This is a genomic window from Pseudoalteromonas sp. PB2-1, assembly GCF_045040605.1.
Classification (GTDB): Bacteria; Pseudomonadota; Gammaproteobacteria; order Enterobacterales; family Alteromonadaceae; genus Pseudoalteromonas; species Pseudoalteromonas arabiensis.
In genome coordinates this window covers 1686635-1699179 of record NZ_CP090667.1, presented here as the reverse complement: position 1 = coordinate 1699179, position 12545 = coordinate 1686635, and the positions used below count along the sequence as shown (strand labels likewise).

Genomic DNA, 12545 nt, shown 5'->3' with positions numbered 1-12545 from the left:
GTGATCAAATTGTTGTTTTTAGTATCTTTCTAACGATAGAAGCGAAATAGTAAAAATACAATATAGAACGCGTTCAATCGGTTAATATTTATTTAATTATGTGACGTTTACGTATTGGTAAGACGTCATACCAGATAATTTATACACGTAAATTAACAATAGAACAAACCGAATTAACAAAAATATAATAAATTTAGTTAATTGGGGACAGCAAAGTACGGTTAATTTTAGAACAAAACACCGTACTTTAAAGAAGAGTTATAAATTAGATTTCATGCTTTCAGCTGACTTTCTCAAGTTTAAGGAATCTGTTTTGCTCAGTGAGTATCAGCCTAAAGCGCCCTCTTATTCCTATCGAAGAAATAAAAGGACGCAAATGCTCAGCATCAAAACGAACTGTTTTACCACCATCTTCCGTCACTTGGACTGATTTATATTTACCATGATAATAATCTAAACATTTAGAGTAACTCAGGTAGAGCGAAAAATAGTATTCGTTCATTAACTAGCAAGTGCCTTCTCTACTTTTTCATATAAGTCGTCACTTAAACCATCCAATGACGCTAGCCGAGTAAGTTGTGCCTTCATCGCCGTTGAACGATTGTCGTCATAGCGACGCCATGACATGAAAGGAGTCAACATTCTTGACGCATTCTGCGGATTAATTTCATTAAGCTTAACCAATAGATCACCCAATAACTGATAGCCCTTGCCATCTGCACGATGAAATTGCGTAATATTAAAATGACTAAAACTACCCACTAATGCTCGAACACGGTTAGGGTTGCCAAAATCAAAACTTAGATGCTCATATAAGCCTTTAATTTTATCGATACAGGCATCAGTATCATTCATCGCCTGTAAGGCAAACCACTTATCCATTACCAGTACATCATGACGCCACTTGGCATCAAATTCACTCAATAAACGCTCGCCAAGAGAATGATTTGCTTTCACCACAGCACCGAGTGACGTAAGCACATTTGTCATATTCGCGCTATTTGCAGCTTCAATGATTAGCTCATTGATAGCTGAATCAGGTGTTTTAGCTAAGTAATGCAAACAAACTTGTTTCAATGCTCGCACCGCAACAGCGTCTGCAGAGGTTGACCCATCATCTTCAAGTGATTGATAACAAATCTTAAAAGACTCTGAAAGACTCGATGCAATTTGTTTTTCAAAGGCATTTAATACATTAATAATGTTATCAACCGGAATAACTTTGTATTCAGCAGCCAAGGTATCGTAGCTTGGTAATTTAAGTAATTCAGCAATCAAGGCTAAATCACCTTCACGCTTAGTAATAAGCGTATCGAATGTATTAATAACCGACGGCGATAACTCGTTATTACCCGACGAAATCGCTGTTTTAATTTCATTGGTCAAAAGACGTTGTTGCGCATCCCAGCGAGAGAAGTCACTACGAGCAAACCGCATTATATGCAGTAAATCCTCAGCCGAGCTTGATTGATTGACAATACAAGGGGCCGAGAAGTCTTCCAATAGAACAGCTACAGGTTGTTCAGCTACTCCTTCAAAAACAAATTGTTGCTTCTGTTTAGTGACATTCAATACTGAATCATGAGCTTGATCATTAACTACCAGCGGTAATGACTCCCCCGCAGGATTCAATAATTCAATAGCAAATGGAATATGCAACAGCTCATTCTCAGGTTGATTGTCTGGTGCGAATTGCTCAATGGTTAGAGTAAACGTTTGTTTTTCGCTATTGTACTGTTGCTCAACATTCAGTTTTGGAGTGCCAGCTTGGCTGTACCAACGTTTAAATTGGCTTAAATCAATGTCTGACGCATTACTCATTGCAGCGACAAAGTCATCACAGGTCACAGCTTGTCCGTCATGACGCTCGAAATAAAGTGACATGCCTTGCTGGAACTTCTCTTCGCCCAATAGGGTGTGCATCATGCGAATTACTTCAGCGCCTTTGTCATAAACGGTGACAGTGTAGAAATTATTCATTTCAATCACTTTTTCAGGACGAATTGGGTGCGCCATAGGCCCTGCATCTTCGCTGAACTGATGAGTACGCATAACCTTAACCGCGTCAATTCGGTTAAGTGCTCGTGAGCCTAAATCACTACTAAATTCTTGGTCACGAAAGACCGTTAAGCCTTCTTTTAATGATAGCTGGAACCAATCTCGACACGTTACACGATTACCGGTCCAGTTATGAAAATACTCATGGCCAACGATAGACTCAATGGTATGGTAATCTTTATCTGTTGCCGTCTCTTGGTTGGCTAGTACGCATTTGCTATTAAAGATATTTAAACCTTTATTTTCCATCGCACCCATATTAAAAAAGTCGACAGCAACAATCATGTAAATATCTAGGTCATACTCAAGATTAAAACGCTCTTCATCCCACTGCATTGACTTTTTAAGTGAAGACATTGCATGCGGGGTTTTAGCTAAATTTCCTTTATCGACAAATAATGCCAGCTCTACGTTACGACCAGACTTAGTTGTGTAGTGGTCACGTAATACATCAAAGTCCCCTGCTACTAACGCGAACAAGTAACTTGGTTTTTTGAATGGGTCTTGCCATTTTACAAAATGACGGCCGTCATCCAATGTGCCAGCGTCAATCTGATTGCCATTTGATAATAAATGAGTGTATTTCTGGTCAGCGATAATTGTGACATCGAAGCTTGCTAAAATATCAGGGCGATCCATGTAATACGTGATTTTTCTGAATCCTTGTGCTTCACATTGCGTGCAATACGCACCGCCGGATAAATACAACCCTTCAAGTGATGTATTTGTTTGTGGATCAATATGATTTTCTATTTCAAGCGTAAAGTTGTCAGGTAAATGATGGATAATCAGCTTTTCATCTTCAAGTGTATAATCATCGTATTTTTCGTTATTTACAGATAATGAAATAAGCACCAAATCCACACCATCTAATATTAGATCGGCCTCGGTATTATCCGTACGACTCATCGTCATTGTCGATTGCACTGTGGTTTTTAATGGTGCTAATTCGAAGCGTAAATCGATATGGTGAATTGAAAATTGTGGGGCTTGGTAATCTTTTAGATATTGAGCTTGAGGTTTATTCGTTACAGACATAAAAGGCTCCAAATGGCCCTACTAATGTAGGGCCTTACGTTATTATTCAACAGTGCTAGGTTTTGCATGTTTTGGGGTAATGCGTAAAATCTTAATTCCCAAATAAGCATAAATGACCGCTAGTAACGGATTAATTAAATTAAAGAAAGCATACAGAGCATAATCAAATGGATTGATTAATAAAACACTTTGCATATACGCACCACAAGTATTCCAAGGGATCAATGGACTAGTTATCGTTCCGCCATCTTCTAATGTGCGTGATAAGTTAACCGGCTTTAAGCCACGTTTTTCATACTCTTCTTTAAACATACGGCCAGGCACAACAATGGCAATGTATTGATCAGCCGCTACCGCATTTGTACCAATACACGTAGCAATCGTTGCGGTAATAAGCGAACCAGTACTCTTCGCAATTTTTAAAATGCTCTTTACGAACATATCTAGTAAGCCCGTTTTTTCCATAATGGCACCAAACATAAGCGCAGTCATAATTAACCACGTAGTCGTTAACATGCCAGCCATACCACCACCACTGAGCAATGAATCCATTTTTTCATCACCAGTATCGATACTAAAGCCATCGAAAAAAGTGGTCCATACTAATTTAAAGTAGCCAATAATTTGCCCTTGTGATGCATCAATTTGGCTGCTAATTAAATCTGACTGAAATAGCATGGCCCAAACAGCACCAAGCACAGCACCGATTGATATAGCAGGGAAAGCTGGCATTTTTCGAATAGCTAAAAATAATAGCACCACCAAGGGCACTAACATTTCAAAACCTATGTTGAAGTTTTGTTCCAGCAAGTTGACTATTTCTTCAATACGCCCCGCCTCAGCTGAGCCACCGGCATTGAAGCCCATAAAGATAAAAATAATTAAAGCGATAATAAAGCTTGGCACCGTTGTCCAAAGCATATGGTGAATATGGTCGAATAAATCGGCACCGGCTACTGCAGGTGCTAAGTTTGTGGTTTCTGAAAGCGGGCTTAACTTATCACCAAAATAGGCACCTGAGATAACCGCACCCGCCGTGACAACTTGTTCAAGACCAAGACCAGTTGCAACACCTAATAACGCCACACCAATGGTCGCAGCAGTGGTCCATGAACTACCAATACTCATCGCGACAATGCCACAAATTAAACAACTGGCAGCATAAAACCAACTTGGATTAATGATCTGAAGACCATAATAAATAAGGGTGGGTACAGTACCAGATAATAACCAAGTACCAATTAAGGCACCAACCATAAGCAAGATAATGATTGCACCAAGGGACAAAGTGATCCCTTCGATCATGGCTTGTTCAAGTTTTTTCCATGTATAGCCATTTTTTAAACCAATTAACGCCGCTGTAAAAGTAGCAAACAATAACGCAATTTGGTTAGGACCTGATGACGAATTATCACCAAACAAATAAACAGCAGCACCTAAAAGGCACACAAGCACAGTAATTGGGATCAAAGCATCTAAAAAACTAGCCTGCTTGATCGGCTTTTCTTCAATAGAATTCAAAAGATAGTCTCCTACACGTCTTATGTGGCGTGTTTAATTATTATTGTAAGCTTGACGCAAAACTTCAGTGGTTTTTTTGACAGCCAGATTGGCCAATTATAACAAGCTGACCTGTTTTAGGTAGCAAAAAAGGCGCCTAAGCGCCTTTTTATTAATCATAAGTAAGTATTTATTTTTTCGCGATACGGCCGTACTTGATGTAATCTTGCGTGATTAATGCCGCTTCTTCCAAAAATGGGTCAAGATCATCTAAGATGTCAGGTAAATCGTCTAAGTTTTCTACCGGCTTTTCACCTAGACGAACTAAACGTTCATTAGCACGCTCAAGTGCTCGCTCTTCACCTTCATCTTTCTCTTTAATACGCGCGGCTTCAACAAGTGAAATTGTTTTACGATCTTTCTCTTGTTGGTAACGCTTAATGTCATCAAATACGTAACCAAACTCTGGCTCGCTTGCAATACGTGTATCATGTAACTTATTCACATACGCAATTGCAGGCTCTAGGTTATCAACAGAGTTGTATTTAGCACGAATGATACTATCCCACGGTAACGCGTTGTCTTGCTGGCTTTCGCCCCAATCAGCTGGGTCGATTGCCGATGGGAATGATACATCGGGTATCACACCTTTATGCTGAGTACTACCACCATTAATACGATAGAATTTAGCAATTGTGTACTGTACGCTACCTAATGGGTGATCATATAAGTCATAAGCACGACCAAGTGGTTTGTGCTGTTGTACTGTACCTTTACCAAAGGTTTGCTCACCAATGACAATTGCACGACCGTAGTCTTGCATTGCAGCTGCGAATATTTCAGATGCTGAAGCGCTGTAACGGTCAACTAAAACGGTTAATGGACCATCATAGAAAGTGACACCATCGCGGTCTTTTTGCTCTTCAATTCGATTATTTAAAGTGTGGATTTGTACCACAGGTCCTTGATCAATAAATAAACCTGACAACTGAGTTGCTTCGTATAAAGAACCACCACCGTTTTGACGCAAATCGATGATAATACCATCAACCTTAGCTTCTTTTAACTTAGCTATTTCAACTTTAACGTCTTGCGATAAGTTATTGTAGAAACCTGGTATTTCAATCACACCAATTTTACTGGTTAAATCTGAATATTTAGCTTCAAATACTTCTGATTTAGCTGCGCGGTCTTCAAGGCGAATTTTATCACGCGTAATCTCAACAACTTTAGGTGTGCCGTGGGCGTCTGCACCTTTTAAATATTGCAAACGAACTTTAGTCCCTTTAGGGCCTTTGATTAAGTCAACCACGTCATCAAGACGCCAACCAATCACATCAACAAACTCTTCGCCATCTTGAGCTACACCAATAATTCGGTCATCGGCTTTGATTTGTTCTGATTTATCCGCAGGGCCTCCCGGCACTAAACTACGAATAACCGTGTAATCTTCATCATAGCTAAGAACGGCACCTATACCTTCCAGTTCAAGGTCCATATCCATCTTAAACTGTTCAGCACGACGTGGAGATAAGTAAGAAGTATGTGCTTCGATGCTACGTGCAAATGAATTCATCACGATTTGGAAAGCATCTTCACTATTTGTTTGCACTAAGCGTTTTTGCGCATTGTGGTAACGCTTGGTAAGAACGTCTTTAATTCCTTGCCAATCTTTACCCGTCATTTTTAAACGTAACGCATCATATTTAACGCGTTGACGCCAAAGTTCATCAAGTTCAGCTTGGCTTGTAGCCCAATTAGCATCTTCACGGTCAAACACGTACTCATCTTCTTTATCAAACTTCATTTCCTTTTCTAGAAGCGATAAAGAATAGTCGTAACGTTCAAAACGACGTTTGAGGCTCAGGTTAAAAATATCAAATGCAAAACCAAGTTTGCCTGTCGACAATGCATTATCAAACTGATCTTTGTATTGCTCAAAAGAAGCAATATCTGAGGCTAAAAAGACACTCTTATTATAGTCAAGAGACTCAATATAACGTTCGAAAACTTTTTCAGATAAGCTATCGTTAAAACGTATTGGTTTATAGTGTGCACGAGTAAATAAGTTTGTCACCCGTTTGCTTGCTGTACTATGCTGACTTTCTTGCTTGAGTACTGGCAAATCATCTTCAGTTAAATTATCTGCAGCGGCCAATAATGAGCCTGAAAACAGGGCAGCGACTAACGGAATGAGCGTAAACTTTTTACTCATACACAACTCCTTTCTTTTTACAGCTATTAAATGATATACAGGCTGTCTGCTTTGGTCTTAACTTGCATCCCTGTTACTAACTCAACATGAACTTCATCTTTGTTCACTTCTGTTATAACAGCATTTACAAGGGCTTGGCCAAGTTTAACTTTCACTTTGCTATTAACCTTGACCTCAGAGGCAGGTAAAGGTTCAACTTTTCCTGAACGTTTAGCAGGTGCAGCTTTTGCAGGCTTATTACCTACTCTAGCGCCTTTATCAGCAGATTTGGCATTTTGAGCAGCGTTCTTTTTGTAAGATTTTGTGTCAGAATCTTTACGAGGGCGTTGCTGCTTTTTACGCTTGGCCATTTTGGCGCGGCTTTCTTCAAGTGCTTTTTGGGCGTGCTCAATGTGTTCTTGTTCCACTTTTTCATCTTGATTACCATCAAGATCGATACGAAACTCAGACTTAGTCACTGCCTCTAAATAGCGCCAATTTGAGGTATACTTTCTAAGTGCTTGACGAACCTGAGTTTTACTTACTTTCTCAGAACCTTCAATGCGCTCAGCGATATCTTTAAAGATACCGACTTTAAGCGGCTGAATGCCGTCTTTTTGTTTAAAACATTGCGGAAATTCTTGGTATAAGAAATCCAGTACTTCATTAATATCTTTTAGCTTGTTTGTGGTTTCCATGTTAGAACCTTTTATTACATCTTTTCATCAAGTGATGAATCGACATAGTGTGTTACCCAGTCGGTCAACTCTTCGAATTCGGCCTCTAAAAGTGCAAGCTCCCCTCGAAGGTGTTCCCAAATACCATTTATAATTTCATCAATCGATTCGCAGTCGAGGTCGTCAGGGAGACGATCCCAAGCAATATGAATCAACTCATTGAGCCTTTCGGCTACAACTTCTTCTTCTCCTTCCCAATCACCAACATCTTGAATGGAAAAAAGGTAATCTTGCACGTTTAGCAGATCTTTCATTACAGGTTTGCCTCAAAGCATTTTACAAGTGCTTCTAGGCCTGTGCGGTCTTCTATATCGAAACGCCCAACACTTGGACTATCAATATCAAGTACAGCAAAAACTTTACCATCTTTGAAAATGGGCACCACAATTTCAGAGTTAGATGCAGCATCACAAGCTATATGACCGGCAAATGCATGAACATCTTCCACTAATTGTGTTTCTTGTGTCTTAGCAGCCGTACCACATACCCCTTTGCCTACAGGAATACGAATACAGGCTGGATTGCCTTGAAACGGACCAAGTACTAACTCATCTGGCGAATCCATTAAATAGAAACCCGCCCAGTTTATATCCTCTAACGAGGTAAATAAAAGCGCACTAATATTTGCCATATTCGCTATAACATTCGACTCACCATTAATTAGCGATTCAGTTTGTTTAACTAACGACTGGTAAAATTTTTGCTTCGACATACCAAACTACTTCTTATTAAACATACAGTAGCTAAAGGTACTCTTTGTGGGCAATAAATGAAACCTTTTAAAGGCAAAAAAAAACATTTTGCCCTCAATTTCAGTCAGCTTGATTAAATATTCTGCTATTGATGGGGAGTTTGAACTGCTAAGCCCTGTCTTAATCCAAATAAGAATAAACCTGCAGCTAATGCAGACATAAGAGCATTCACAATAAATGCCGTGCCAGCGGTGGCACTAAGCAAGTAACTAAAAATAGCACCTCCCAATAAACCCAGAGTTAAAACACCTGAATAGTTCACTTTCGCGTACTTATACATAAGTAAGTAACCGGGTACGACAAAAGCCGCCATTGTTAAGCCAACAATGTGGGCATTGGAGATGGCGCTCACTAAAAGGTTCAGGAAAATACTCAAGCCATTTCCTTCTAAGGTAAACGCATAATACAGGCCTAAAATACAACCAATGATCACAGGCGATAATAAAGATAGTCCTACACTCTTTGCTATACGATGTTTCATTAAATTTCCTACTTTAACAAAGATAATACGAGAAGTAATAAGCATGGACTAACTAGAGAAAATCCGAAATATCGACAATAGTCGTACTAAAGATGAGAAAGGATTAGACACAAAAAAGCCGCTGAAATATTCAGCGGCTTTAATGATGGTGGAGAGATAGGGATTTGAACCCTAGAGGGGCTACAAACCCCTGCCGGTTTTCAAGACCGGTGCATTCGACCACTCTGCCATCTCTCCGAATGCGAAATAGCTACTCGCTAATGCAAGTAACTTAGTAATAATGGTGGAGAGATAGGGATTTGAACCCTAGAGGGGCTACAAACCCCTGCCGGTTTTCAAGACCGGTGCATTCGACCACTCTGCCATCTCTCCGACGGCGTGCATAATAGATAAGCCAATGCGCTTTGTGAAGCTTTTTTTCAAAAAAAATGCTTAAGTGATTAAAAAACAATTAATTTGCTCAGCATTAGTACAGCAACGTTTAGATTATGCACAACATTGAACTTTTCAATTATTTATCGTGTCTATTGAACTACAAAGGTTTGCCCAAATATATAACTCTTGGTAGTCTTAGTTTTAGTTTAATAATTGGAACTAACGAACTAAATAGTTCATTTAAAGGAGCTCTACAATGGCGTTTAATCACTCGTACAATACCGCTAAACCGGTTATGTCGACCATTGAAACTAACAAAGTACTTAAAAATACTTATTTCTTACTGGCCATGACATTAGCATTCAGTGCAGTGACAGCCGGTATTTCAATGGCGATGAATTTACCTTACTTCATGGGTCTGGTATTCAGCCTTATTGCATTTGGTGTACTTTTTGTAGTCAACAAAAAAGCTGACTCAGCCTCTGGTGTCGCTTGGGTATTCGTATTTACAGGGCTTATGGGCGCAGGCCTTGGTCCTATTTTAAATTACTATGCTGCAATGCCAAACGGCCCATTACTTATTATGCAGGCTCTTGGTTCAACCGCGTTGATTTTCTTTGGTCTATCAGCCTATGCACTGACGACTAAAAAAGACTTCTCATTCATGGGTGGCTTTTTAACAGTTGGTCTAATCGTTGTTATCATTGCCAGTTTAGTAAACCTATTCATCGGTAGCTCTGTTACCTTTATGGTTATCAATGCTGCTGTGGTATTAATTATGTCTGGCTTAATCCTCTTTGACACAAGCCGCATTATTAACGGTGGCGAGACTAACTACATTCGCGCAACTGTTGCCCTTTACTTAAATGTATATAACTTATTTACATCACTTCTACACCTACTTGGCGCAAGTGATGACTAAATAGATATTTATCTGATAAAATAGCCCCTTTCTAGGGGCTTTTTTATTGGATGCGTTTTGGCACAATTTGTACTATCTCTTCATACCGCACCGACTGATCATGATACAACACAGCGCTTAATTAAGTTTGCTGAAGCTTGTATTGCAGGCGGCCACACCATTTCAGCTATTTTCTTATATCAAGCAGGGATTTTCCATGCGAGCAATCATTTAGAGCTTGCCAGCGATGAACTACCTGTAAAGCAACTTTGGCAAGAGTTATCGGCAAAAGAAATTCCTCTATTGTTATGCGTTACAGCAGCCGAAAAACGCGGTTTAGACACACAAAACACGGGTGTTTTTACCGTTGCGGGGCTTGCTGAGTTTGCAATGCTAGCCAGTGAAGCAGATAAATGGGTGCAATTTAAATGAAAAATGTTTTAGTTATAAGTCAACATGCTCCATTTGACGACCAACACATTCGGGAATCGCTCGACATGGCACTTATCTTCGCCGCTATTGATCAGAATATCAGTTGGCTATTGAGTGCGGATGCTGTGCTGGCACTTAAAAAAAACCAACAACCTGAACTGTTAGGTATTAAAAATTATTTTAAAATGATAAAAACGCTTGAATTATATGATGTTGAAAACATATATGTGTGCGAGAAGTCGCTTATGGATTTTAATTTAACTAAGGAAAATCTCATTATTGACGTTAAAGTTGCTAACTTTGAACAGCAGCGTGCTCTAATAGCTCAACAGCATCAAGTGGTGACTCTATGAGTACCTTACATATTTTTTCAAAACCTTTATCGCATTACTGCATTAATACACTTGAGAATTTGATTGATAGCAACCACGCTGTACTTTTGGTTGGTGATGCTTGTTATAACATCAACCAATTTAAACAATTTTCTGCTACCCTGCACTTATTGGAAGAAGATGCCATTGCACGCGCCATCTCACTAAACGAAAGTGATATTCACATTAGCTATGCTGAATTTGTAGAACTCACATTATCAGCTCAAAACACGATTACTTGGTAAATCATGCTTGAATTTAATAACAAACAAATAGAAACGGATAAACAAGGTTATTTGCTTGATACAAATGATTGGAGCGAAGAACTTGCGCCTATTATTGCCGAGCAAGAAAACATTACTTTAAGTGAACAGCACTGGGAAGTGGTGCATTTTGTGCGTGATTTTTATCTGGAATACAACACCAGCCCCGCTATTCGTATGCTGGTAAAAGCAATGGCTCAAAAGCTAGGTGAAGAAAAAGGTAACAGTATGTATTTATACAAACTGTTTCCAAAAGGCCCTGCAAAGCAAGCAACTAAAATTGCAGGTTTACCTAAACCGGCTAGGTGCATTTAATGGTAAATAAACCAAAAAATAAACCGCGTCGCAGCAGTGGCCGAACATACTCGAGACCTACACAAAAACGAGAAGTAAAAAAAGCAATTAGCCCAGAGCAACGCAAAGTGGTGCTGTTTAACAAACCATTTGATGTACTTTGCCAATTTACTGATGACCAAAACCGCAAAACACTTGCCGACTTTATTAATATTAAAGACGTGTATGCAGCAGGACGCCTAGACAGAGACAGCGAAGGACTCTTACTTCTTACTAACTGCGGTAAGTTACAACACACACTTACTGAACCCAATAAAAAAACAGCTAAAACATATTGGGTGCAAGTAGAAGGTGATGTGAGTGATGAGGCACTCTTTGCCCTTAACAAAGGCGTAGAACTTAAAGATGGCATGACCAAGCCCGCCAAGGTCAAACGTATTGACGAGCCGTCAATTTGGCCGCGTACACCACCCGTTCGCGAGCGCAAAAATATTCCAACCAGTTGGTTAGAAATCTCTATCACTGAAGGACGTAATCGCCAAGTTCGCCGGATGACTGCGCATGTTGGCTTCCCCACTTTGCGATTAATTCGTTACAGCATAGGTAAATATACCCTTGATAATTTAGATACGGGCCAGTTTAAAGTAGTGAACAACCCTGATGCATAAACCAAATGTCACTGTTGCGGCTATCGTGACTTACCAAGACAAATTTTTACTTGTTAAAGAACGTGATAAATACACCGGCCAAATTTGTTATAACCAACCTGCTGGTCATTTAGAGGCTAATGAAACCCTAGCTGAAGCTGCTCGTCGTGAACTTATTGAAGAAACGGGCATTAACCTTAATGCCAGCCACCTTGTTGGGATATATAATTTACATGCCGCTAATGGCGTTCACTATATGCGTTTTAGCTTTGCTTTTATTTGCCCAGAGCTATTTGTACCCTCCCCCCAAGATGATGACATCATCAGCGCAGATTGGTTTAGCATTGAACAAATTAAAAGCCTACCGCTTAGAAGCCCGCTTGTTTTAAAATGCATAGAAGATCATTTAGCTGGCAACGCCTACCCACTGAGTTTGATTTACCAATAACGGCTGTGATTTTGGCTGGTTTGGGCGTCTAAAAGCATGCTATAATGCCGGCCT

At 39.7% G+C, this 12545-nt stretch carries 15 protein-coding genes and 2 tRNA genes; 7 read left to right on the top strand and 10 right to left on the bottom strand.

Annotated elements, in window-relative coordinates; translation table 11 throughout:
- Window positions 1-280: 280 nt before the first annotated feature.
- The 10 genes from L0Z67_RS07870 to L0Z67_RS07825 all read right to left on the bottom strand — a co-directional run bounded on the left by L0Z67_RS07870 (window position 281) and on the right by L0Z67_RS07825 (window position 9132).
- Window positions 281-502, bottom strand: coding sequence for a DUF2835 domain-containing protein (locus L0Z67_RS07870; RefSeq protein ID WP_062568984.1), 222 nt, complete (start codon window positions 500-502; stop codon window positions 281-283).
- Complete coding sequence (gene pepN / locus L0Z67_RS07865) at window positions 502-3096, bottom strand: aminopeptidase N (RefSeq protein ID WP_405128661.1); 2595 nt, start codon at window positions 3094-3096, stop codon at window positions 502-504. The genes L0Z67_RS07870 and pepN overlap by 1 nt, the downstream gene beginning before the upstream one ends.
- A gap of 42 nt (window positions 3097-3138) precedes the next feature.
- Complete coding sequence (gene nhaC / locus L0Z67_RS07860; RefSeq protein WP_062568982.1) at window positions 3139-4617, bottom strand: Na+/H+ antiporter NhaC; 1479 nt, start codon at window positions 4615-4617, stop codon at window positions 3139-3141.
- Between the two features lie 169 nt (window positions 4618-4786).
- Window positions 4787-6811, bottom strand: a complete 2025-nt coding sequence (gene prc, locus L0Z67_RS07855) for a carboxy terminal-processing peptidase (RefSeq protein WP_062568981.1) — start codon at window positions 6809-6811, stop codon at window positions 4787-4789.
- A gap of 26 nt (window positions 6812-6837) precedes the next feature.
- On the bottom strand, window positions 6838-7488 hold the full coding sequence (gene proQ / locus L0Z67_RS07850; RefSeq protein WP_062568980.1) for an RNA chaperone ProQ: 651 nt from the start codon (window positions 7486-7488) through the stop codon (window positions 6838-6840).
- 14 nt (window positions 7489-7502) lie between these two features.
- The gene (locus tag L0Z67_RS07845) at window positions 7503-7781 is read right to left on the bottom strand and encodes a hypothetical protein (protein ID WP_062568979.1); all 279 of its coding nucleotides are present in this window, start codon (window positions 7779-7781) and stop codon (window positions 7503-7505) included.
- On the bottom strand, window positions 7781-8239 hold the full coding sequence (locus L0Z67_RS07840) for a GAF domain-containing protein (protein WP_062568978.1): 459 nt from the start codon (window positions 8237-8239) through the stop codon (window positions 7781-7783). The genes L0Z67_RS07845 and L0Z67_RS07840 overlap by 1 nt, the downstream gene beginning before the upstream one ends.
- Window positions 8240-8364: 125 nt before the next feature.
- On the bottom strand, window positions 8365-8760 hold the full coding sequence (locus L0Z67_RS07835; protein WP_062568977.1) for a hypothetical protein: 396 nt from the start codon (window positions 8758-8760) through the stop codon (window positions 8365-8367).
- Between the two features lie 146 nt (window positions 8761-8906).
- Window positions 8907-8997, bottom strand: a tRNA-Ser gene (locus L0Z67_RS07830).
- Between the two features lie 44 nt (window positions 8998-9041).
- A tRNA-Ser gene (locus tag L0Z67_RS07825) sits at window positions 9042-9132 on the bottom strand.
- Window positions 9133-9391: 259 nt separating this feature from the next.
- Here L0Z67_RS07825 and L0Z67_RS07820 point away from each other — a divergent pair.
- From L0Z67_RS07820 to L0Z67_RS07790, 7 genes are read left to right on the top strand one after another with little or no spacing between them, the layout of a single operon-like run.
- On the top strand, window positions 9392-10057 hold the full coding sequence (locus tag L0Z67_RS07820; RefSeq protein WP_062568976.1) for a Bax inhibitor-1/YccA family protein: 666 nt from the start codon (window positions 9392-9394) through the stop codon (window positions 10055-10057).
- A 57-nt stretch (window positions 10058-10114) separates the two neighbouring features.
- Entirely contained in the window at window positions 10115-10468 is a 354-nt protein-coding gene (gene tusD, locus L0Z67_RS07815) for a sulfurtransferase complex subunit TusD (RefSeq protein WP_405128660.1), read from the top strand.
- On the top strand, window positions 10465-10821 hold the full coding sequence (gene tusC, locus L0Z67_RS07810) for a sulfurtransferase complex subunit TusC (RefSeq protein WP_062568974.1): 357 nt from the start codon (window positions 10465-10467) through the stop codon (window positions 10819-10821). The genes tusD and tusC overlap by 4 nt, the downstream gene beginning before the upstream one ends.
- Window positions 10818-11084: a DsrH/TusB family sulfur relay protein gene (locus tag L0Z67_RS07805; RefSeq protein WP_193988756.1), complete on the top strand. Its 267-nt coding sequence runs from the start codon at window positions 10818-10820 to the stop codon at window positions 11082-11084. The genes tusC and L0Z67_RS07805 overlap by 4 nt, the downstream gene beginning before the upstream one ends.
- Before the next feature lie 3 nt (window positions 11085-11087).
- A complete protein-coding gene (gene tusE / locus L0Z67_RS07800) occupies window positions 11088-11417 on the top strand; it encodes a sulfurtransferase TusE (protein WP_062568972.1) in 330 nt (109 codons plus the stop codon).
- Complete coding sequence (locus tag L0Z67_RS07795; RefSeq protein ID WP_062568971.1) at window positions 11417-12064, top strand: rRNA large subunit pseudouridine synthase E; 648 nt, start codon at window positions 11417-11419, stop codon at window positions 12062-12064. Before tusE ends, L0Z67_RS07795 begins: the two co-directional genes overlap by 1 nt.
- The gene (locus L0Z67_RS07790; protein WP_193988753.1) at window positions 12057-12491 is read left to right on the top strand and encodes an NUDIX hydrolase; all 435 of its coding nucleotides are present in this window, start codon (window positions 12057-12059) and stop codon (window positions 12489-12491) included. Before L0Z67_RS07795 ends, L0Z67_RS07790 begins: the two co-directional genes overlap by 8 nt.
- Window positions 12492-12545: the final 54 nt, after the last annotated feature.

What these genes read in the sequence shown, in the direction of transcription:
- L0Z67_RS07870 (WP_062568984.1), bottom strand. Translation starts at nt 502, where the DNA reads ATGAACGAATACTATTTTTCGCTCTACCTGAGTTACTCTAAATGTTTA.
- pepN (WP_405128661.1), bottom strand. Translation starts at nt 3,096, where the DNA reads ATGTCTGTAACGAATAAACCTCAAGCTCAATATCTAAAAGATTACCAA.
- prc (WP_062568981.1), bottom strand. Translation starts at nt 6,811, where the DNA reads ATGAGTAAAAAGTTTACGCTCATTCCGTTAGTCGCTGCCCTGTTTTCA.
- proQ (WP_062568980.1), bottom strand. Translation starts at nt 7,488, where the DNA reads ATGGAAACCACAAACAAGCTAAAAGATATTAATGAAGTACTGGATTTC.
- L0Z67_RS07845 (WP_062568979.1), bottom strand. Translation starts at nt 7,781, where the DNA reads ATGAAAGATCTGCTAAACGTGCAAGATTACCTTTTTTCCATTCAAGAT.
- L0Z67_RS07840 (WP_062568978.1), bottom strand. Translation starts at nt 8,239, where the DNA reads ATGTCGAAGCAAAAATTTTACCAGTCGTTAGTTAAACAAACTGAATCG.
- L0Z67_RS07835 (WP_062568977.1), bottom strand. Translation starts at nt 8,760, where the DNA reads ATGAAACATCGTATAGCAAAGAGTGTAGGACTATCTTTATTATCGCCT.
- L0Z67_RS07820 (WP_062568976.1), top strand. Translation starts at nt 9,392, where the DNA reads ATGGCGTTTAATCACTCGTACAATACCGCTAAACCGGTTATGTCGACC.
- tusC (WP_062568974.1), top strand. Translation starts at nt 10,465, where the DNA reads ATGAAAAATGTTTTAGTTATAAGTCAACATGCTCCATTTGACGACCAA.
- L0Z67_RS07805 (WP_193988756.1), top strand. Translation starts at nt 10,818, where the DNA reads ATGAGTACCTTACATATTTTTTCAAAACCTTTATCGCATTACTGCATT.
- tusE (WP_062568972.1), top strand. Translation starts at nt 11,088, where the DNA reads ATGCTTGAATTTAATAACAAACAAATAGAAACGGATAAACAAGGTTAT.
- L0Z67_RS07795 (WP_062568971.1), top strand. Translation starts at nt 11,417, where the DNA reads ATGGTAAATAAACCAAAAAATAAACCGCGTCGCAGCAGTGGCCGAACA.
- L0Z67_RS07790 (WP_193988753.1), top strand. Translation starts at nt 12,057, where the DNA reads ATGCATAAACCAAATGTCACTGTTGCGGCTATCGTGACTTACCAAGAC.